Annotated in this window: 20 protein-coding genes; 15 read left to right on the forward strand and 5 right to left on the reverse strand. The window is 67.4% G+C overall.

Features of this window, described 5'->3' with window-relative positions; genetic code table 11:
• Positions 1–49 precede the first annotated feature (49 nt).
• Entirely contained in the window at positions 50–652 is a 603-nt protein-coding gene (locus tag PQQ53_RS25135; RefSeq protein ID WP_408326996.1) for a DUF447 domain-containing protein, read from the forward strand.
• 18 nt (positions 653–670) lie between these two features.
• Positions 671–1,411, forward strand: a complete 741-nt coding sequence (locus tag PQQ53_RS25140; RefSeq protein WP_408141320.1) for a (5-formylfuran-3-yl)methyl phosphate synthase — start codon at positions 671–673, stop codon at positions 1,409–1,411.
• A 126-nt stretch (positions 1,412–1,537) separates the two neighbouring features.
• Here PQQ53_RS25140 and PQQ53_RS25145 read toward each other — a convergent pair whose 3' ends face one another.
• From PQQ53_RS25145 to PQQ53_RS25155, 3 genes are all read right to left on the reverse strand, one after another.
• Positions 1,538–2,128: an amino acid kinase family protein gene (locus tag PQQ53_RS25145; protein WP_408141511.1), complete on the reverse strand. Its 591-nt coding sequence runs from the start codon at positions 2,126–2,128 to the stop codon at positions 1,538–1,540.
• Positions 2,129–2,253: 125 nt separating this feature from the next.
• The gene (locus PQQ53_RS25150) at positions 2,254–3,363 is read right to left on the reverse strand and encodes a hydantoinase/oxoprolinase family protein (RefSeq protein ID WP_408326998.1); all 1,110 of its coding nucleotides are present in this window, start codon (positions 3,361–3,363) and stop codon (positions 2,254–2,256) included.
• Complete coding sequence (locus PQQ53_RS25155) at positions 3,360–4,406, reverse strand: ATP-grasp domain-containing protein (RefSeq protein WP_408327001.1); 1,047 nt, start codon at positions 4,404–4,406, stop codon at positions 3,360–3,362. The genes PQQ53_RS25150 and PQQ53_RS25155 overlap by 4 nt, the downstream gene beginning before the upstream one ends.
• Positions 4,407–4,420: 14 nt before the next feature.
• Between PQQ53_RS25155 and PQQ53_RS25160 the strand changes: the two genes are divergently transcribed.
• From PQQ53_RS25160 to PQQ53_RS25215, 12 genes are all read left to right on the forward strand, one after another.
• The gene (locus tag PQQ53_RS25160) at positions 4,421–5,170 is read left to right on the forward strand and encodes a HisA/HisF-related TIM barrel protein (protein ID WP_408155838.1); all 750 of its coding nucleotides are present in this window, start codon (positions 4,421–4,423) and stop codon (positions 5,168–5,170) included.
• Positions 5,171–5,480: 310 nt separating this feature from the next.
• Positions 5,481–6,893 (forward strand): molybdopterin-binding domain-containing protein, encoded by a 1,413-nt coding sequence (locus tag PQQ53_RS25165; RefSeq protein WP_408327004.1) that lies wholly within the window; start codon positions 5,481–5,483, stop codon positions 6,891–6,893.
• Complete coding sequence (locus PQQ53_RS25170) at positions 6,890–8,587, forward strand: formylmethanofuran dehydrogenase subunit A (RefSeq protein WP_408155842.1); 1,698 nt, start codon at positions 6,890–6,892, stop codon at positions 8,585–8,587. Before PQQ53_RS25165 ends, PQQ53_RS25170 begins: the two co-directional genes overlap by 4 nt.
• 37 nt (positions 8,588–8,624) lie before the next feature.
• Entirely contained in the window at positions 8,625–9,584 is a 960-nt protein-coding gene (gene fhcD, locus PQQ53_RS25175) for a formylmethanofuran--tetrahydromethanopterin N-formyltransferase (protein WP_408141314.1), read from the forward strand.
• The gene (locus tag PQQ53_RS25180) at positions 9,581–10,405 is read left to right on the forward strand and encodes a formylmethanofuran dehydrogenase subunit C (RefSeq protein ID WP_408327007.1); all 825 of its coding nucleotides are present in this window, start codon (positions 9,581–9,583) and stop codon (positions 10,403–10,405) included. Before fhcD ends, PQQ53_RS25180 begins: the two co-directional genes overlap by 4 nt.
• A gap of 78 nt (positions 10,406–10,483) precedes the next feature.
• Positions 10,484–11,062, forward strand: coding sequence for a cytochrome b (locus PQQ53_RS25185; RefSeq protein WP_408141312.1), 579 nt, complete (start codon positions 10,484–10,486; stop codon positions 11,060–11,062).
• Complete coding sequence (locus tag PQQ53_RS25190) at positions 11,059–12,069, forward strand: alpha/beta fold hydrolase (RefSeq protein WP_408327010.1); 1,011 nt, start codon at positions 11,059–11,061, stop codon at positions 12,067–12,069. Before PQQ53_RS25185 ends, PQQ53_RS25190 begins: the two co-directional genes overlap by 4 nt.
• On the forward strand, positions 12,066–13,004 hold the full coding sequence (gene pqqB / locus PQQ53_RS25195) for a pyrroloquinoline quinone biosynthesis protein PqqB (RefSeq protein ID WP_408141310.1): 939 nt from the start codon (positions 12,066–12,068) through the stop codon (positions 13,002–13,004). The genes PQQ53_RS25190 and pqqB overlap by 4 nt, the downstream gene beginning before the upstream one ends.
• A 64-nt stretch (positions 13,005–13,068) precedes the next feature.
• The gene (gene pqqC / locus PQQ53_RS25200) at positions 13,069–13,839 is read left to right on the forward strand and encodes a pyrroloquinoline-quinone synthase PqqC (protein ID WP_408155848.1); all 771 of its coding nucleotides are present in this window, start codon (positions 13,069–13,071) and stop codon (positions 13,837–13,839) included.
• 5 nt (positions 13,840–13,844) lie between these two features.
• The gene (gene pqqD / locus PQQ53_RS25205; protein ID WP_408327075.1) at positions 13,845–14,135 is read left to right on the forward strand and encodes a pyrroloquinoline quinone biosynthesis peptide chaperone PqqD; all 291 of its coding nucleotides are present in this window, start codon (positions 13,845–13,847) and stop codon (positions 14,133–14,135) included.
• A gap of 4 nt (positions 14,136–14,139) precedes the next feature.
• The gene (gene pqqE / locus PQQ53_RS25210) at positions 14,140–15,390 is read left to right on the forward strand and encodes a pyrroloquinoline quinone biosynthesis protein PqqE (protein WP_408327013.1); all 1,251 of its coding nucleotides are present in this window, start codon (positions 14,140–14,142) and stop codon (positions 15,388–15,390) included.
• Complete coding sequence (locus PQQ53_RS25215) at positions 15,387–16,049, forward strand: response regulator (protein WP_408155852.1); 663 nt, start codon at positions 15,387–15,389, stop codon at positions 16,047–16,049. The genes pqqE and PQQ53_RS25215 overlap by 4 nt, the downstream gene beginning before the upstream one ends.
• Here the strand turns inward: PQQ53_RS25215 and PQQ53_RS25220 are convergent.
• Positions 16,019–17,080: an ATP-binding protein gene (locus PQQ53_RS25220; protein WP_408327016.1), complete on the reverse strand. Its 1,062-nt coding sequence runs from the start codon at positions 17,078–17,080 to the stop codon at positions 16,019–16,021. The genes PQQ53_RS25215 and PQQ53_RS25220 overlap by 31 nt on opposite strands.
• Before the next feature lie 247 nt (positions 17,081–17,327).
• Here PQQ53_RS25220 and PQQ53_RS25225 point away from each other — a divergent pair, with 247 nt between their 5' ends.
• Entirely contained in the window at positions 17,328–19,766 is a 2,439-nt protein-coding gene (locus PQQ53_RS25225) for a TonB-dependent receptor (protein WP_408327019.1), read from the forward strand.
• A 44-nt stretch (positions 19,767–19,810) separates the two neighbouring features.
• Here the strand turns inward: PQQ53_RS25225 and PQQ53_RS25230 are convergent, their stop codons facing one another.
• Complete coding sequence (locus PQQ53_RS25230) at positions 19,811–20,902, reverse strand: YVTN family beta-propeller repeat protein (RefSeq protein WP_408155858.1); 1,092 nt, start codon at positions 20,900–20,902, stop codon at positions 19,811–19,813.
• Positions 20,903–21,163: the final 261 nt, after the last annotated feature.

A 21,163-nucleotide genomic window follows, 5' to 3' on the forward strand; every position in this document is an offset into this window, starting at 1 on the left:
TAGCTAACCGGCCGGCCTTTCGGCGCTGTCAGGACACGCGTTCTCACTCATGATCCACGAAACGATCGTCACCACGGCAGCGTGCGATGGCCGTCCTCACATCGCCCCGATGGGGGCGCGCTATGAGGGTGACCATGTCATCCTTTCCCCTTTTCGCCCGTCCACGACACTCGACAATATCGTCGCGTCGCGGGCAGCGGTTCTGAATTTCACCACCGACGTGCGCGTCTTTGCAGGCTGCGTCACGCATTACATGACCGACTGGCCCACGCTGTCCGCAAGCTGCGTCGCCAGCGTGCGGCTCGCCGAATCGCTCGCGCACGCCGAACTCGAACTCGACGAATTGCGCGACGATGCCGAGCGCCCGGTGCTGCGCATGAAATGCGTGTACCACGAAAATCACGCGCCGTTTGCCGGCTTCAACCGCGCGCAGTCGGCGGTGGTCGAAGGCGCGATTCTCGTGAGCCGCCTCTTCATGCTGCCCGCCGACAAGGTCGATCGCGAGATGGCCTACCTGCAGATCGCGATCGACAAAACCGCCGGCGACAACGAGCGCACGGCATGGGGCTGGCTCGTCGCCGCGGTCGCGCGGCATCGGGCGAGCCTCGAATCGTCCGGCGGCCACACCGCCAGCGCCGCCGTCCACCACTAGTTTTTCCGGAGATGACCGATGACCGCACTGCTTGCGAGCGTCCGCTCGGATGACGAAGCATTCGACGCCGCTCGCGCCGGCGCCGAACTGATCGACCTGAAGGAGCCGAACGCGGGCGCGCTCGGCGGACTCGCGATCGGCGAGATTACGAACATCGCCCGGCAGTTGCGCGCGCGCTACCCGGTCAAGCCGATCAGCGCGACGATCGGCGACGTGCCCGCCGACGCGTTCGACGAGATCGCCTCGCGTGTGATCGAAGTCAGCGACGCGGGCATCGACTATGTGAAGGTGGGCGTGGCGCGTGGACCGTGCGCGCGACGCTGCATCGAGCAGCTCGCGAATCTGCCGGCGGCGGTAGTGCCCGTGCTCCTGTGCGACGGCGGCATGGACGACGATCTGGTCACGCACACCGCTGCGCTCGGCTTTGTCGGCGTGATGTTCGATACCGCCGGCAAGGACGGCAGCACGCTGTTCGATCACGTGGATGTCGATACGCTCGCGCGTTGGCTGCGGCTCACGCGTGCGCGCGGCGGGATGGGCGGCATTGCCGGTGCGCTCGGGTGGGCGCAGCTCGAGCAGATCCGCGCGCTCGCGCCCGATGTGGCGGGGTTTCGCACCGCGTTATGCGCGGATGGGCGGCGCTCGCGGCTCGATCCGCAGCGCGTCGCGCAATGGGCCAGCGCCTTGCATCGGCCCGGCGGGCGGGGCGTAAGCGGCGGTGCATCGGCGCAAGACGATGCGAGCGCGGCGCGGCCATAACGAGTGCGGGGGGACGTCGGCACGCCTCGCGTCCCTGTCGTTCTGCTCACCCGGCAAGCACAGGTGCACCGACGGGAGCGACCCATGGAACCCCAGCAGAGCCGATGGAACCGGTCAGCCAATCCCTCACGTGACCGGGCTGTTAAGCAACCGGTCACGCATCAACGCCACGCTGTTCTTGTCGAATAGCTCGACCACATAGTTCGCATCCTTCACGTAGTCCACGAAACGGCGATCGACCACGCCCGCCGCGGACAGCGTGTCGAGCGCGTCGTCGGCGGCGATCGGACAGGACTTCACCACGATCAGCCGCTCCGCGTTGAGCATCGTCGACAGCCAGGCCGCGAGGCTGTCCGAGGTCGTGTCCCAGTTGCTCATCGCATCGGGCGTGTCGCGCATCAGCGCGGTCGGCACCCACACGGCGACATGCCCGTCGCGCAACGTGCGGCGAATCTTGGCCTCGCTCGAGGCCAGCACGAGTTCGGGGAACACGCCCTTCATCAGCAGCGCGTACTGGGTCATCGCGAGCAGCGACATGTTGTGCGCGGCGAGATCGTCGAAGCGCCACTCGTTCTGGTATTGCCGCACCTTGTCCGCGAAATCGCCGCCGCCCGGTACGATGACGACGCGTCCGCCCCCGATCTCGCATAGCTCGGCGAGCCAGTGGCGCAGCGTCGGCTCATGACTGAGACTGCCTCCGATCTTGACCACCCACATGACTGTTGTCCTCACTTCCGGTTGAGTGCCCGTCTGTTGCGTCATGCTGCCAATCACATTCTTCGGCGCGCATGCCTGCTTGCGCGTCCTATCGTTGGACGGCGCTGCGCGCCGCCGTTTTCATCTCACGCCACACGGCGCACCCCGGGCTCGCCGGTGTGGCGCTCGCTCAGTGCGAGCAGCGCGACCGCCACGCTCGGCGCGCAAGTCGCCGCCCACGCCGCGCAACTGTCCGGCACGCCCGCCAGCGCGCCGAAATCGACATAACCGCGCGCCTCCTCACGCGCCAGCGCGGTGGCAAGGAAGCGGCCGCAGCCCGCGCCCACCAGCGGCGCGGCGCTCAACGCCGGATGCGCCGCGGCCACCCGTGCGAGGTTCGCGCCGATTTCGCGCAACTGCAGCGCGCGCCAGCGCTGCGCGAAGCGGCGCCATTCGATCGCGTCGGCTTCATGCACATCGCGCCCGATCATACGGGCGAGCCGCGCACTACTCGCGGCCTGCGTCTTCGGTCCCTGGTCGGCGCTCGGATGCACGTCGTGCAGCGGGTTCAGTTCGCCGGTCAGCCGGTAAATGTCGGCGCTGGTCGCGAACCATTCGTTCATCACGTTGACCGTGACGCCGCCAAAGTCGATGCGGTGCGCGATGCCGCACAACGGCGTGCGCACGACCCCCTGGTACACGAGTTCGCCGGTGGCGAGGCGGCCGGCGTCGGTCACGGCGCGCGCGACCACGCGGCCGCCGACGATCGGAATGATGTCGGTGGTCGTGCTGCCGATATCGACGAGCACCGCGTTCGGCACGCCGGTGGCGACCCAGCGCGCGGTCGCGAGCCAGTTCGCCGACGCGATGTGGCGCCAGTTGGCCGCGCAGGCGTCAGCGGCGAACCAGCCGGCGTCGCCGCCGTAAAACCTGAGCCGCGCGCCGAGCCGCTGGCCGAGCGTGGCGACGATCGCGCGCACGCCTTCGGCGCGGTCCGCGAACAGGTCGACCATCTCACCGGTCATCGTCACCGCGTGCCGCGCGTCGGTCGCGCGAGCCTGCGGCCAGCGCTCGAACACGAGCTCGACGGTGCGCTCCAGATGGTCGAGTCCCTGCCACAGCGGGCAGGCCCATTGCGCGACATCGAGCACGGCGCCGCTGCGATCGGCCATCGACACCTTCACATGCGCGCCGCCGACGTCCCAGCCGAACGCTGTGGCGTCCGACGCCGCACGTGCGGGATGCGCGGCGCTCAAGGCTGTGCCCCGAGGGTCGGCTGCGGACCCGCGCACGTCGCGGCGCATCGCGCGATGCGCACCCCGTGCGCCTCCAGCAACGCGCACGCGAGCTTGCCGCCGCGTGTCGCCGCGAGCCCGGCATAAGCCACCGTGAGACGCGGATTCACCTCGATCACGACTGGTCCGCGCTGCGGATGCCACACCACGTCGATGCCGACGAAACCCCGCAAGCCCGGCAGCGCCATCGCGACGCGCAGCGCGAGCGCGGTCAGCGTGCGGCCCTCGTCGCTGAACCGATCGAACTGATCGACCAGCACGCCGTCGAATTCGACGATCTGCGGCTGCCGGGACGACCCGACACCGGCGCTCAGCCCGATCTGCTGACGATTGATGCTGATGACTTCGGCATGCCGGTCGCGGCAGATCAGCGACAAACTCAGCGGCTCGCCGTCGACCCATTCCTGCAGCACCGGATTGCGCGCCGCGGCCGCGCGCGCGTCGTACTCGGCGCAGGCATCGGCGAAACGGTCGAAGACGAAGGTATCGAGACCGCCCGCGCCGTCGTCGGGCTTCACGACCCAACGGCCGTGCGCCGGTTCTCCCGCTTGCCCGGGTTCGAGCACGGACGTTGCGGCAATGCCGTGCGCGGCGAGACACGCCGCAGTCGCGCTCTTGCTCGACGCCACGCGGATCGCCTCCTTCGCGCAGCCAAGCCAGCGAGCCGAGCCGACCGCATCGTAAAAGCGCAGCAGCAAGCCGTCGCATTCGGGCGCGATGATCCACGCGTAATCGTGTTCGCGCGCGGCACGCGCGACGAAGGCCGTCATCGATTCGCCGGGCGCGGCCATACAATGGCGCTGCCCCGGCGCGGGTGTTTCGAAGCGCGAGGTCGCGAAGGTGACCTGCACGCCGTCGAGTTCGCGCAGATCGGCGACCAGCGCGTCGCGCATCACGCGTCCTTCGACGATCAGCGCGCTCAGGTCGGCGAGACTGCCTGCGTCGGCCAGAGCGGGATCGATGCCGCCGCCGGTGAGATACTCGTAGACAAAGATCTTGGTCAAAGGAACGCGCCCCTATGCAGGTGATACCGGTTCTCGATCTGCTCGACGGCCATGTGGTGCGCGCGGTGCGCGGCGAGCGGACAGCCTATCGGCCCATCCAGTCCCGCCTCGCCGCCGCCAGCGAGCCGCTTGCCCTCGCCCGCGCGCTGCTTGCCGCGAGCGGCGCACGCACGCTGTACATCGCCGACCTCGGCGCGATCCTGCAAGGCGGCGCGCATGCCGCCGAGCTCGCCGCCTTACGTGCCGCGCTGCCCGGTATCGAGCTCTGGCTCGACGCGGGCTATGCGGACTACGCGTCGATGCGCGCGCTGTTCGACCACATCGACGCCATCGGCCAACGCGACGGCCCTGCTGCTCACCACCCACCGCTCGCGACTCTCGTGCCCGTGTTCGGCACGGAGACGCTGCGTGACATCCACGCACTGCATACCGCGCAGGCCGCCGGCCTCGCGCCGATCCTCTCGCTCGATCATCGGGCGGGCCGCCTGCTCTCGGTCACGGCGCTCGAACCTTCGTCGGCGTGGTGGCCCTCGCGTGTGATCGCGATGACGCTCGATCAGGTCGGCAGTTACACGGGCCCCGACCTCGACACTTTCGAACGCATCCGCGCCAGCGCCGGGTCGCACACCACGGTGATCGGCGCGGGCGGCATCCGCCATCGCGCCGATATGGACACCGCGGCCAGCGCCGGTGCAACAGCGTGGCTCGTCGCCTCCGCATTGCACGACGGGCAGATCGGCGCCGCGCAACTCGAATCGCTGTAGGCTTGCCATACAATTTCCATGCCACGCGGCGCGCAGGCCCTGCATGTAAACGAACGACAAGCCAACGGCAAGCCAGACAGGCTGCGCGTGACACTCTGCTCCAGCCGCGCACACAACCTGTACGGCGCACACGCGCTGAAGCATGTTGATTGCATCGCGACCGAATGTTGATCAGAGGTTGCTGGCGAATGCGCGTCGATCGTCCGAATCCCGCTGTGCGCAAAGCAGCACGACCGTGCACGTCAGGCGCGATACGACTGCGCCGGCAGACCGTTGCATCGATCGGCATGGAGCTTGCTAAAAGTGCGCCATGCATCTTTCGCCCACCGATCCATCGACCTCACGCACGAGCGCATCGGGCGCTGCCGGCGCACCGGCGATCACACGCGACTGGACCTGCCCGTTCTGCCCATTGCTCTGCGACGACCTCGTCGTCGCATCGCATGGTGACGGCACGCTCACCGTGCCGGACACCGAATGCCCGCGGCTTTCGCAGGCGCTCGCGCAGTTCGGTGCGGCGGACACACGATGCGGCGCGCTCGTGGACGGCAACGAGGCGGACCGCGATACCGCGTTGGCGCGCGCCGCGCAGATTCTGGCGGATGCGCGGCGTCCGCTATTCGGCGGACTCGCCACCGACGTCGCCGGTGCCCGGGCGCTCTATACGCTCGCGGCCGGCTGCGGCGCGATGCTCGATCATCTGCACGGCGACGCGCTGAGCCCCGCGACGCTCGCGTTGCAGGACCGTGGTTCGTTCTTCACGACGCTCTCCGAAGTGCGCTCGCGGGCCGACTTGCTAGTGTTCTTCGGATGCCAGCCCTCGCAGCGTTATCCGCGGTTTTTCACGCGGACGCTGGCGGGCACCGATAGCGAGCGTGAGCTGGTCTTCGTCGGCAGCGCGGTGGACCCGGCGACGGCCGGCCTCACTCATGCGCGAACGGAAACGCTGCTGCCGCACAGCGATCCCTATGACACGCTCGCGCTGTGGTCCGCGCTTGCCGAAGGGCGTGCCCCCGAGGCGCTGCACAACGACAGCAGTCACGCCGACCCCGGCGCAGCGGCGACGCTCGCCGCACTGCAGGCACGCATCGCCGCAGCGCGCTACACGGTCCTCGTCTACGAGCCGGCCGCCTTGCCCGGTCCACATGCGGCGCTGCTCATCGAAGCCCTGAACCGGATCGTCAAGGCGGCGAACCGCACGACGCGTGCGGCCTGTCTCGCGCTCGGCGGCGACGACGGCGCGTTGACGGTCAACCAGACGGTGACATGGCTCTCCGGCATGCCGCTGCGCACACGCGTGTCGACGCCCGCGCGGCTCGCCGGCACCGCGCCGCTCGACCACGATCCGTACCGCTATCGCACTGCGCGGCTGCTCGCCGACGGCGAAGTGGATGCGCTGCTGTGGGTCGCGAGCTTCGCGCCGCATGCATGGCCGGCCTCGCTCGATCCTGCCGTTGCGCTGATCGTGCTCGGTCATCCGGCGCTTGCAGCGGCAACGAAGGCGCGCGGCGCGAACACGGTGTTCATTCCGGCCGCGACGCCGGGCATCGACGGCACCGGTCATCTGTTTCGCGTCGACGCTTCGGTGGTGATGCCGCTGGCCGCCGCGCGTGGCGCCGCGCTGGACACCGTGGCGTCGCTTGCCGCTCAGCTGAGTGGGCGGTTGACGGCGCAGCAGACCACGCGCCCCGCTGCACCGCGCACCGAGCAGGAGCACCCATGACGCTGGTCCGACTGAAAGGCGGCACGATCTTCGATCCGGCCAACGGCGTGAACGGCGAGCGCCGCGACCTGAGCTTCCGCGACGGGCGCATCGTCGACGTGCCGGCCAATACGCCGGCCGACCGCGAATACGACGCCACCGGCATGATCGTGATGGCGGGCGGCATCGACCTGCACTCGCATATCGGCGGCGGCAAGACCAATCTGTCGCGGCTGCTGCTGCCCGAAGACCATCGCAGCGATCCGCTGCGCGACGCCGCCTACGAATCGGTGCAGGACGATGCAGGCCGCTATCTGCGTCTGCCGTCGTGCGGCGTTTGCACGCCCGGCACGCTCGCCACCGGCTACCGCTACGCCGAAATGGGCTACACGGCCGCGTTCGAACCGGCGATGATGCCGTCCAACGCGCGCCACACACACCTCGAAATGGGCGACACGCCAATCATCGATCACGGCGCCTACGTGATGCTCGGCAACGACGAACTGTTCCTGCAAATGCTCGCGGCGCGCGACGACTTCGAGCGCCTGCGCGATTACGTCGGCTGGACGATTCACGCGAGCAAGGCGCTCGGTGTGAAAGTGGTCAACCCCGGCGGCATCTCCGCGTTCAAGTTCAACCAGCGTTCGCTCGACGTCGACGAGCCGCACGTGCATTACGGCATCACGCCGCGCGAGGTGCTGCACACGCTGTCGCGCGCGCTGACCGAATTGCGCGTGCCGCATCCGCTGCATGTGCATGCGAGCAATCTCGGCGTGCCCGGCAATCTCGATTCGACGATCGCGACCATGGACGCCGCCGACGGCCTGCCCATCCATCTGACGCACATCCAGTTTCACAGCTACGGTGTCGAAGGACCGCAAAAGTTTTCGTCGGGCGCGCGGCAGATCGCCGATGCGGTGAACGCGCGGCCGAACGTATCGATCGACGTCGGCCAGATCATCTTTGGACAAACCGTCACGGCCTCGGGTGACACGATGATGCAGTTCCGCAACACACCGCTCGCGCGGCCGCACAAGTGGGTGGCCGGCGACATCGAATGCGATGCGGGCTGCGGCGTGGTGCCGTTCCGTTATCGCGAACAAAGCTACGTGAACGCGTTGCAGTGGATCATCGGGCTCGAGATTTTCCTGCTGGTCGACGACCCGTGGCGCGTCGCGATGACCACCGATCATCCGAACGGCGGCCCGTTCACGAGTTATCCGCATCTGATTCGCCTGCTGATGGACAAGTCCTTTCGCGACGAGCAGCTTGCGAAGCTGCATCCCGATGCGCCGGTGGCGAGCGCATTGCCGGAGTTGAAGCGCGAGTTCTCGCTCTACGAAATCGCCATCATCACGCGCGCCGGTCCCGCGCGGCTGCTGGGTCTGCGCGATCGTGGCCATCTGGGTGCGGGCGCGGCGGCGGACATCGCCGTCTATCGCGACGAGCCGGACCGCGAGCGGATGTTCACGTCGCCCGCTTATGTGTTCAAGGACGGCGAGCTGGTCGCGCGCGACGGCACGCTCGTCGCCACGCCGACCGGCGGGATCCACTTCGTCGCACCGGAATTCGACCGCGGCATCGAGAAAAGACTGCGCGCCTATAGCGACGCGAACCTCGCGAGCAACTTCGCGCACGCCGCGATCAGCAACGACGAAGTCTGCCTCTGCTGCCGCGGCGGGCGTCTGTTGCCCGTCGACTGTCTGGCTCACTGATCCACGCGAACCCATCAAGGCTACCCAAGCGCCCCCAATGAACGCCCCGGCCACCCTCGAGATCAACGGCACCGCGATCGACGCCACCTTCGCGGAGGCCTTTCCGATGAAGGCGACCCGGCTCATCATCACCGCCCATACGCCCGTCTGGGCGATGCACGCGGCGAACTCGCTGACGGGCTTCGCGACTTCGGTGATCGGTTGCGGCTGCGAGGCGGGCGTCGAGCGCGCGCTCCCGCCCGACGAGACGCCGGATGGCCGACCCGGCGTCGCGGTACTGCTGTTCGCGGTGTCGTCGAAGGAACTGGCGAAGCAGATCGGGCGGCGCGTCGGACAATCCGTGCTCACCTGCCCCACGACCGCCGTGTTCAGCGGCATCGATCCGGCCACGAGCCGCGCGCCGCTGTCGGATCGCGCGGCGCTCGGCAGCGGCCTGCGTTTTTTCGGCGACGGCTGGCAGATCTCGAAGATGATCGGCGACACCCGTTACTGGCGCGTGCCGGTGATGGACGGCGAGTTCGTCTGCGAGGACACGGCGGCGACCGTCAAGGCGGTCGGCGGCGGCAACCTGCTGTTTCTCGCCCGCGACACCGACGCCGCGCTCGCCGCCGCCGAAGCCGCCGTTGCGGCGATGCGCCGGCTGCCGAACGTGATCATGCCGTTTCCCGGCGGCATCGTCCGCTCGGGCTCGAAGGTCGGGTCGCGCTACAAAGGCGCGAGCGCCTCGACCAATGACGCGTTCTGTCCGAGCCTGATCGGTCTGTCAGCGCACAGTGAACTCAGCGCGGAGGTGGGCTCTGTGCTGGAGATCGTGATCGACGGCCTCACCGATGCCGACGTCGGCGCGGCGATGACGGCCGGCATCGCCGCGGCCTCGGCGTTGGGTCTGGCGCGCGGCGTGCTGCGCATTTCGGCGGGCAACTACGGCGGCAAGCTCGGGCCGTACCACTTTCATCTGCATGCGCTGGCGGCGGGTCTCGACGGAGGCCGCGCATGAGCACGACGACCTTGCGCGTGAAGTCCGCGCCCGGCTTTCGGGTCGACGCCGCCGCGCTGCGGCCCACGGCGCTGGCCGCGCTGAGCGTCGCCGACATCGAGCGCATCGTGCTGCCGTCCGGCAACGAGTGCTGCGCGGTCGGCGACGTGTTCCAGGTGTCGCGCGATGAGACGGCCGACGACTCGGCCGCGCTGATCATCGAAGACGCCGCCCCCTGGCTCGACCGGCTCGGCGCGCAGATGGACGGCGGGCGCCTCGCCGTGCACGGTTCGGCGGGCGACTACAGCGGTTTCCGAATGACAGGCGGCGAGTTGAAGATCGATGGCGATGCACGGCATTTCACCGGCTGCGAGATGCGCGGCGGCCGGTTGACGGTCAACGGCGACAGCGGCGATTTCATCGCCGGCGCGCTGCCGGGCGATATGGAGGGCATGACCGGGGGCACGCTGACGATCCACGGCAACGCGGGCGCGCGCCTCGCCGACCGGATGCGCCGCGGCCTCGTGCTGGTCGGCGGCAATGCGGGCGAATTCGCGGTCTCGCGGCTGGTCGCGGGTACGGTGGGCGTGGCGGGCCGCCTGGGCCCGCATTATGCCTATGGGATGAGGCGCGGCACGCTGCTGCTCGCGCAGCGCCCCGCGCATCTGCCGGCGACATTCACCGGCGGCGGTCACGGATTCGACGTATTCTGGTCATTGCTCGTGCGCAGCCTCGCAAACGACATCGCGCCGTTTTCGCAGTGGCGCGCCGAGCGCCTGCCGGCTCGCTATACGGGCGACCTCGCGGTCGACGGCAGAGGGGAAATACTGATCGCCGGGTGACGTAATCAGGCCGCGCGGGACCCCGGCCAGACTGAAACGGTGTCGGCAAGAGACAGCCGGACAAAGAAGGAGACAGGCATGAGGACAGTGCATTCGCCAGATGCGAAGCCAGCTCCCGGCATCGAGGCCGGCGCGCGGGGGCCGCGCTATGCGGGCGTGCTGATCGCGCTGCACTGGCTGATCGCGTTCGGCATCCTCGGCCTCCTGGCGGTCGGCTTCTATATGGTCGGATTGCCGAAGGGTTTGCCGGTCAAAGCGACGTTGATCAACCTGCACAAGTCGCTCGGACTGACGGTTTTCCTGCTGGTGCTTCTGCGCATCGTGGCGCTGGCGGCCTTCAACCGGCCGCCTTTGCCGCCGATGCGAGCGTGGCAACGCGCCGCCGCGCGCATTACGCAGGGTCTTTTATACGCCGGCATGATCGTGATGCCGCTGGCCGGCTATCTCGGCTCGTCGTTCAACCGTTTCGGGACGCGTTTCTGGGGCCTCGCGCTGCCGAAGTGGGGCTGGGAAGATCCGCCTCTGCGCAAGCTTTTCTTCGGCATTCACGAAGTCACGGCCTACGTGCTGATTGCTTTGATCGTGCTGCACGTGGCGGGCGCGCTCAAGCATCAATGGATCGATCGCGACAACCTGCTCGCGAGGATGCTGCCATGACGATACGCCGCCGCGAGCCCGCCGCGCGGCACGCATTGCCGCCGCTCGAAGCCGATACGCTGCGCACGCGCGACGGTCATCGCGTGTGGTTCGCGGCGGCCGGCGCGGCCGACGGCGTGCCGGTCGCGGTATTGCATGGCGGCCCCGGCAGCGGCAGTCAGCCGGGTTCGCTGCGGCTCTTCGATCTGAACCGTTTTCGCGTCGTGCTGATCGACCAGCGCGGCACCGGCGCGTCGACGCCGCATGGCAGCGTGCGCCACAACCGCACCGATTATCTGATTGACGATCTCGAAGCGATCCGCGAACGGCTCGGCTTCGAACGCTGGGGCGTGCTCGGTGGATCGTGGGGCGCGGCGCTCGCGCTCGCGTATGCCGGGCAGTGTCCGCAGTCGGTCACGGGCGTCGTGTTGCGCGGCCTCTTTCTCACCTCCGCACGCGAAGTTCGTGGCCTGTTCGTCACGTCCCGCCGACGCGCGCCGCGCGCGTGGTCGCGCTTGCGGGCGGCAGCCGGGTGCGAGCGGCCTGTGGATCTTGCGGCCCGTTGCGCGGCCGGACTGCAATACGGTGCGAACGGAACGCGGCAACGCGCGCTCGCGTGGCGCGGCTATGAAAACGAGGTGCTGGCGAGCGCCGCCACGGGCCGCGCAGTGCCGCCTCGCACGCGACACTCGCCACGGCTCGCCCGCCAGCTGATCGGCAAATACCGGATTCAGAGCCACTATCTCGCGCATCGCTGCTGGCTCGGCGAAACCCGCTTGCTGTCGCTCGCGCGCCGTGCGGCATCGGCCGGTGTGCGGCTCGCCGCGGTGCATGGTTCGCGCGATCCGGTCTGTCCGCCGGCGAATCTGCGGCGCCTCGCGCGCGCGGTTCCCGCCGCGCAGCTCGAGTGGGTCAGCGCGGGTCATCTGGCGAGCGACCCGGCGCTTCACGAACGCGTCGCGCAGACCCTCGCCACGATGTTCATCTCAACCGTTCAGGAGGGGCGCAGCCTGCGCCACGCAGCATGAAAATCAAGGTGCTCGGCTCATCGGCGGGGGGCGGCTTTCCTCAGTGGAACTGCAACTGCCGTAATTGCGACGGCTTGCGCCGAGGCACGCTCAGGGCCACGCGCCGCACGCAGTCGTCGATCGCGGTGAGCGCGAACGGTGAGGACTGGCTGCTCGTCAATGCGTCGCCCGATCTGCTCGCGCAGATCGCCGCGCATCCCGAGCTTCAGCCCGCTCGCCGCGCGCGCGACAGCGGCATTGCCGCCGTGCTCGTGATCGACGCGCAGATCGACCATGTCACCGGCCTGCTGATGCTGCGCGAGCGCGATACGCCGCTGCCGCTCTACGCGACCGACGCCGTGTGGCAAGACCTGCGTTCCGGCTTTCCGGTCGCGCCGATCCTCTCGCACTATTGCGGCGTCGAGCATCGCCGCATTGCGCTCGACGGCGCGCCGCTCGCCGTCGACGCATTGAGCGGCGTGCGCATCGATGCGCTGCCGCTGTCGAGCAAGGCGCCGCCCTACTCGCCGCATCGTGATGCGCCCGAGCGGGGCGACAACATCGGGCTCGTGCTGACCAACCTGCAATCGGGCAAGCGCGTGTTCTACGCACCGGGACTCGGCGCGATCGAAGACCACGTGCTCGCCGCGATGCGCGAGGCGGACCTGCTGCTGGTGGACGGCACGCTGTGGACCGGCGATGAAATGATCCGCCTCGGCCTGTCGAAGAAGACGGCCGCCGATATGGGGCACCTGCCGCAGACCGGCGCGGGCGGCATGATCGACACGCTGGATTCGCTCGATGCGGACCCCGCGGGCAAGGCGCGCAAGGTCCGCAAGGTGCTCATCCATATCAACAACACCAACCCGATTCTGGTCGAAGACGGCCCCGAGCGGCGCGTGCTCGCCGAGCACGGCATCGAGGTCGCCTACGACGGCATGACGTTCGAACTTTGAAGCGTGAATGTATCAAGGAGCACTGACGAGGCGCGGCTGTATTCGATAAAAACACGGAGACGGTATGAACGCGAAAGATACTCATGAGACGCCGCCGATGCGCGACGCGAGTGCAATGACGGGTACGCAGCGGACCTCGGGCGCCGACGCGCCCGCGTGGAGCCGCGAGGAATTCGAGGCGCAGTTGCGCGCGAAGGGCACCGCCTATCACATCCATCACCCGTTCAACGTGAAGATGAATAGCGGCGGCTGCTCGCGCGAGCAGATTCGCGGCTGGGTCGCGAACCGCTTCTACTATCAGATCAACATTCCGCTGAAGGACGCGGCGGTGCTGTCGAACTGTCCGGACCGCGAGACGCGCCGCCGCTGGGTGCTGCGCATTCTCGATCACGACGGCTATGACGGCGCGGAAGGCGGCATCGAAACCTGGGCGCGTCTCGCGGATGCCGTGGGCCTGTCGCGCGACGAACTCTGGTCGCTCGAACACGTGACGCCCGGCGTGCGCTTCGCCGTCGACGCCTATGTGAATTTCGCGCGCCGCGCGCCGTGGCAGGAATCGGTCTGCTCGTCGCTCACGGAAATGTTCGCGCCGCAGGTTCATCGCGACCGGCTCGCGAGCTGGCCGGAATGCTATCCGTGGATCGAGCCCGAGGGCCTTGCGTATTTCCGCTCGCGCATTTCGCTCGCGCAGCGCGACGTGGAGCACGGACTCGAAGTCACGCTTACGCATTTCACGCGGCGCGATCAGCAGGAACGGGCGCTCGAGATCCTGCAGTTCAAGCTCGACATTCTGTGGACCATGCTCGACTCGATCGAAAAGGCCTTTCCACAATGAACGCCATGAACGACCCCGCACGCGCCGGCGGCGCCACTGAAGCCGCCCTTCCGCTGACGATCGCCAGGCCCTTCCGCCTGCAGTGGGAACCCGCGCAGAACGCGCACGTGCTGCTCTATCCCGAGGGCATGGTGAAGCTCAATCAAAGCGCGGGGGAAATTCTCAAGCGCTGCGACGGCACCCGCGACATGAACGCGCTGATCGCCGAACTGGAACAGACGTTCAACACCACCGGGCTCGGCGCCGAGGTGCGAGCCTTCATTGCCGACGCGCATACGCGCGGCTGGCTGGAGTAGCGTGATGACCGATCTATCGCAACCGGTTGCTCAACCCGTCGTCGGCATACAGCCCGACAATCCCGACGCCGTGCCGCCGCCGCTCTGGCTGCTCGCGGAGCTGACCTATCGCTGTCCGCTGCATTGCGCGTTCTGCTACAACCCGCTCGACTATACGGATCACAGCCGCGAACTCAGCACCGCGCAATGGATCGACGTGCTGCGCGACGCGCGCGCGCTCGGCGCGGTGCAACTCGGTTTTTCGGGCGGCGAGCCGCTGGTGCGCGACGACGTCGAAGTGCTGGTGGAGGAAGCCCACAAGCTCGGCTTCTACACGAATCTGATCACCTCGGGCGTCGGTCTCACCGATAAGCGGCTCGACGATCTGAAGGCGGCGGGGCTCGACCATATCCAGTTGTCGTTTCAGGATTCGACGCAACAGTTGAACGACTTCCTGAGCAGCACGCGCACCTTCGATCTGAAACAGCGCGTCGCTACGTCGATCAAACAGCATGGCTTTCCGATGGTGCTCAACTGCGTGCTGCATCGCTATAACCTGCCGCACGTCGACAAGATCATCGAGATGGCGCTGGCGATGGGCGCCGAATACCTGGAGCTCGCGAACACACAGTACTACGGCTGGGCGCACGCAAACGAGGCGCAGTTGATGCCGACGCGCGAGCAGCTCGAGGAAGCCGAAGCGGTGGTCGCGCGCTATCGCCGCACGCATGGCGAGCGCTGCAAGATCTTCTTCGTCGTGCCCGACTACTTCGAGAACCGCCCCAAACGCTGCATGAACGGCTGGGGCGCGGTCTTTCTCGGCGTCGCGCCGGACGGCGCGGCATTGCCGTGTCATGCGGCGCGCGGGCTGCCTGGCCTCGTGCTGCCAAACGTGAAAGAGACGCCGTTGCGCGAGATCTGGTACGAGAGCGACGCGTTCAACCGCTTTCGCGGCTTGAAGTGGCTCAAGGAGCCGTGCCGCAGTTGCGAAGAAAAAGAGCGCGATCTCGGTGGTTGCCGCTGCCAGGCCTACATGCTCACCGGCGACGCCGCCAACGCCGATCCCGTGTGCGACAAGTCGCCGTTTCACGAGAGCGTGGTGAAAATCGTGCAACGCGCGGCGTCGGCGTCGGCTTCCGCTTGCGCAGGAACGGCCGCGCCGCGCGAACAACCGATCCTGTTTCGTAACGATGCCAATTCGCGCAAGCTCGCGAGCGAGGCCCGCGAGCCCGGCGGCAGCGGCGGCAGCGGCAGCGGCAGCAGAGCAAAACCATGAGTGCGGGAACCATCTCCGTCCTGCTCGTCGACGATCATGCGGTCGTGCGCGAAGGCTACCGGCGTCTGCTCGAACTGAACGCCGACGTGCAGGTGTGCGGCGAGGCCGCCGACGCCGCCCAGGCTTATCAGCGCTTTTGCGCGTTGCGGCCCGACGTGGTCGTAATGGACGTGTCGCTGCCCGGCGCGAGCGGCGTCGAGGCGATGCGGCGCATGCTCGCGCGTGAGCCGGATGCGTGCGTGCTGATCTTCAGTGTGCATGAAGAGTCGATCTTCGTGCGCCGCGCGCTCGATGCCGGCGCGCTCGGCTACGTGACGAAAGCCAGCGCGCCCGACGTGCTGGTGGAAGCGGTGCGCTCCATCGCGCGGCGCACGGGCTATCTGAGCCCGGATATCTCACAGGCGCTCGCGATGCGCACGGCCTTCAGCGAAGGGCCGCCCGGGCGTCAGTTGTCGGCGCGCGAGTTCGAGGTGCTGCGTCTGCTCGTGCAGGGCTATACGCTGCCGAGCATCGCCGAGAAGCTGGGGTTGAGCCAGAAGACGGTGGCGAATCATCAGTCCGTGATCCGGCAGAAGTTCGGCGCCGACAACGGCGTGCAGCTCGCGCAGATGGCGAGCCGGCTCGGCCTTCAGTTCACGGGTTCGGCCAGCCCGGCGTGAGCGGGCACGCGCGCGCAGAACAGAAAGCCGCCTTGCGGCTCGCTCGCTACGTGGAATTCGCCGCCGAGCGCTTCGACGCGCTCGCGCATGCCGATCAGCCCGAGGCCGGCGCGCGGCTTCGTGAGGTCCGTGCCGGGGCCGTCGTCGGCCATGGTCACGACGATCTCGTCGGTCAGCGGGTCGGTCCCGTCCGTGCCGTGCGTCTCTCGCGGCGCGCGCACCATGAACACCTCCACGCGTGAACTGCGGGCGAACTTCGACACGTTCGTCAGCCCCTCCTGCACGAGCCGGTAGAGCGTGATGGTCAACGCGTCGCTCAGGCCGCTGTAATCACCTTCGATCGTCAGAGAAAACGAGGCATCGGGCAGCCGCTCGCGCCAGCCGTCGACGCAATGTTCGAGCGCGCTCGGCAAGCCGAACTCGTCCAGTCCGATGGGACGCAGGCGGCGGATCATGTCGCCGATCTGCCGGTACACGTGGCTCGCACTCTGGATCAGACCGAGCGCGACGCGATGGATCTCCGGGTCGGGAGCGCGGGTGGCTGCGGGAACTTGTGTGCGGCTTTGCACAATGTCCTCACCACTGGACAGATCGCGGATGCGCGCCGCGTCCAGTGCGATCGCGTTCAGATACTGGCCCAGTTCATCGTGCAGTTCGCGCGCCAGATGACGGCGCTCGAGTTCCTGCGCCTGCAGCGCCTGATTGGCGAGCCGCCGGTTGTCGGCGAGCAGCCGTTCGGCCTGTTCTTCCAGCGCGCGGCGGCGGCTCAGTTCGCGGCGCGCATCGCGGTAGCGGCGCCACGCAAACCATGCAAGGCCGATGGAGAGCACGCACAAGGTGGCCGGCAATTCGTCGAGCTGGAAGCGCTCCATGCCACGCGTGAACCGGTAGGCCCGTTCGCTGAGATCGAACGCGGCGCCTAAGACCCCGGCGAGCGCGGTCACGGCCAGCACCCATGCGAGATCGCGCCAGATGGCCGAGACGGGCGACGGGCTGCCGGCGGAGGATGAGTGGATCGGTTCGCTTGACATGACGTCTGCATTCTACCCAGCGCGATCGCGAGCGGCGGACTTTTGCGGGTCTTTTGGGAACGTCTCCCTGGCAGATCGGGAAAAGCTCCCGCGCGGCTTGACGGCCTCGTATGCGAAGCTTTCAACGCACACAACAGAACGCGCGATCAGCGCGATGGGCGCGGCAAGCGCCGAACCGGCAGCGACTCAGTCGCACGCGACCAGAGGACGGCGCCCAGGCTCCCGCTCTGATCGACAGGAGACAACAATGAGCATGCGATCACAAGCACGCCGCAAACGCCGCCTGCAACGGCGCGCCGGCATCACACTCTGCTTCGGCGGGGCGCTGGCCAGTCTATCCGCGGCCGCATGGGCGCAGGGCGAAGCGCCTGTGGCGGCGTCGGCACCCTCCTCGTCTTCCGCCGTTCCCGCCGTTCCCGCCGTTCCCGCCGTTCCCGCCGTTCCCGCCGTTCCCGCCGTTCCCGCCGTTCCCGCCGCGTCCTCCACGTCCGACACCCCCGCCGCGAACGCCGCCCCGGTCACGACGCTCGCGCCGATCGTCGTGGTGGGCACCACGCCGCTGCTCGGCATCGGCACGCCGCTCTCGCAGGTGCCGGCCAACGTCCAGACGATCCGGTCGGAAGACCTCCTCCGGCAGCGCCGCAGCACGCTCACCGAGTACATGGCGAGAAATCTGCCGAGCGTCGACGTCGCCGACGCTCAGGGCAATCCGTATCAGATGAATCTCACCTATCGCGGTTTCACCGCGTCGCCGCTGCTGGGCACGCCGCAGGGCCTGTCGGTGTTCGTCGACGGCGTGCGGGTGAACGAGCCGTTCGGCGACGTGGTGAACTGGGACCTGCTGCCGCAGCAGGCCATCGACACGATCCAGCTGATTCCGGGCTCGAATCCGACCTACGGCTTCAACACGCTCGGCGGCGCATTGTCGATCACCACGAAAAACGGCAGGGACGACCCCGTCGGCGAGGCCCAGGTCTCGTTGGGCTCGTGGGGGCGCAAGAGCGCGCAGATCGAACAGGGCGGCACCCTCGGCCAGAACCTCGATTACTACTTCACCGCCGACGCCACGAACGACAACGGCTGGGCCGAGCAGAACGAGAGCCGCATACGCCAGGCGTTCGGCAAGCTGCGCTATACCGACGCGGATACGACGCTGTCGCTCTCCGCGGGCGGCGCGGACAACGATCTGCACGGCACGCAAACCATTCCGCGCTCGTTTCTTGGCAACCCTAAGCAACCCTACACGTATCCCGACCAGAATCAGAACACGGTCGGCTACCTGACGCTGTCGGGCGATCATTACTTCAACGATCATGTCGAACTGAGCGGCAACGCGTACTACCGGCATTTCCGCAACACCAACATCAGCAGCAACGTCAACGACGACTACGGCACCGTGGAAGACAATGGCGACGTCGATACCTTGCAGGCGACCAATGAGAAGTCGGTCGTGGCGACCGAAAGCTACGGCGCGAGCCTGCAACTCACGCTGCTAGGCAAACTCGGCGGCATGCAGAACCAGTTCATTGCGGGCATGGCCGTCGATGCCGCGAATTCGCAGTTCACGCAGTCGTCGCAGGATGCCGCTTTCACCGATTCGCGCGCAACGATCGGCCTCGGCGATTTCGCGCAGCAGACCGACGCGAAGACGCACAACACCAACTACGGCCTCTACCTGTCGGACACGCTGTCGCTGACGCCGCACTGGTCGGTGACGCTCGCGGGCCGCTACAACTGGGCCGACGCCACGATCGGCGATTCAAGCGGCCTGCAGCCCGCTCTCGACGGCCACCATACGTTCTCGCGATTCAACCCGGCCTTCGGCATCAACTGGAATCCGACGCCGGGCTTCACGGCCTACGCGTCCTACAACGAGGGCATGCGCTCGCCGACCGCGATCGAGCTGGCCTGCGCCGATCCGGCCGCGCCGTGTTCGCTGCCGAACGAGTTCATCTCCGACCCGGCGCTCCAGCCGGTGATCTCGAAGACGTACGAAATCGGCGCGCGCGGCAAGCTCGGCGCGGCCACGACATGGAGCGCCGCCGCGTATCGCACGACGCTCGACAACGACATCGAGTTCATCAGCAGCAATGGCGCGGGCAGCTCGCAGGGCTTTTTCCAGAACGTCGGCCGCACGCGCAGGCAAGGCGTCGAACTGTCGGGGCATAGCAAGTTCGGCCCGGTCGCGGTGACTGCGAGCTACAGCTATGTCGACGCGACCTACCAGTCGGCCTGGACCGAAAGCAGCCCGAGCAACTCCAGCGCCGACGCCGACGGCAACATCAACGTCAAGCCGGGCAATCACATTCCGGGGATTCCCGCGACCACCGTGAAACTGCGGCTCGATTACGCGGCCACGTCGAAATGGAACCTGGGCACCAACCTCGTGTGGCGCGGCAGCGTCTACGCGCAGGGCGATGAAAACAATCAGGACGAGAATGGCAGGATTTCCGGCTATCTGCTGATCGATCTGGACACGACCTACCAGGTGACGAAGCAGTTGCAGGTCTTCGCCTCGGTGTCGAACCTGCTCGACAAGCGCTACGCCAGCTTCGGCGCGCTCGGCCAGAACTTCTTCAACGGACCGAACCACACCTTCGACGGCGCGAACCCGGTCAACGAACAATTCGTCGGGCCGGGTGCGCCGCGGGGCTTCTGGGTGGGCTTGCGGTATGCGTGGAAATAAGCGTGAAAACAACGGCGCACGCTATCGGCGTCGGGTCGGGTCGCTCAATGCGACTCGATCGAACCGTCGCTGTGCGGATACGTGACGATACCCCAGGCGAGCGGCAACTCGCCGATCTGCTTGATCGGCTGATAGCTCTTCGCATCGAGCACATAGACCGCATCGGAGCGTCCGCACGCGACCATCAGTTTCGAGCCGTCGGGCGTAAAGCTGAAGTGCCAGCAGCGCTGTCCGACCGGCACGTCGGCGACGTGTTCGTAGGTGTGGCCGTCGAAAACCTGCACCGTCTTGTCGCGCGAGGCAGCCACGAAAAGCCGCTGGCCGTCCGGACCGAACGCCACGCCGTACGGTCCCAGTTTGGTATCGACGGTCTTGAGCACTTCGAGACTATGCGCGTCGATCACGACCAACTTGCTGAGCGACTCCAGCGTGACCACATAGTGCTTGCCGTCGGGCGACAGGCGGATGCCGCGCGGACGGCCGCCCGCGGCCAGCTTCACGGTCTTCACCGGCGCGCCCGTGCGCGCGTGATAGACCGATACGGTGTCGTCGCCTTCATTGGTGACGAGCATCGTCTGCCCGTCGCGCGAGAATTCGATGCCTTCGGTTTCGTGACCGCTCGTCACCGAGCGGATCACGCGCCACGTTTTCATATCGACGATCGCGATTTCGGCGGGTAGCTTGTTGTCATCGTCGTCCGCGCCGGGCTTGCCGGGCGGCTTGCCATCGGACCTGGCCGCCGTCTGCGGCGCCCCGCCCGACTCGCCGGGCTCGTACGTCACGTAGACATAGCCGTTGTGGACCCGTACATACTCCGGATTCTTGCCGATCTTCACGCGCTTGACGACCTTGCCCGACGCCGTGTCGATCACCGACAGATCGCCGGTGTTCTTGTTGGCGACCATCAGACGCGAACCGTCCGCGTTCAGGCTCAGGCCGCGCGGGCCGTCCGCGCCCACCGGAAACGTTTTGGCCAGCGTCATCTGATCGAGGTCGATCACGCCGACGCCGGCCTTCTCGCTCGTCACATAGGCAAGCGGCGCGGCGGCATGCGCGGCGCTCATGGCCAGCACGCACGCGGCGGCCAGCACGATGGAACGGCGTGGTGTTCGGGTGGGATTGCGTGTCTCCAGCATTGTTGTACTCCGTGGTGAAATCGCTGCGCCGCGATAGCTCGCGTCATCCATTCAAAGTATCCCACCGGGCGATTGTTTGACAACGCGCATCGGACGGGAGAATTTCCCGAATTGACGCGCGGCGAAGGACGCCGGTTCTAAAACTCCAGGTGCGGGAGGACAATGAACGGGGAGGTGGCCAAGGGTCCGGGCCGTCCCGAAGCGCACGCATGCCGCGATTTGCGCGGATGAAGGAACCCTTGTCTGGCCGCGAACGATGCT

Source organism: Paraburkholderia strydomiana, from assembly GCF_046030495.1.
Taxonomy (GTDB): Bacteria; Pseudomonadota; Gammaproteobacteria; order Burkholderiales; family Burkholderiaceae; genus Paraburkholderia; species Paraburkholderia strydomiana_A.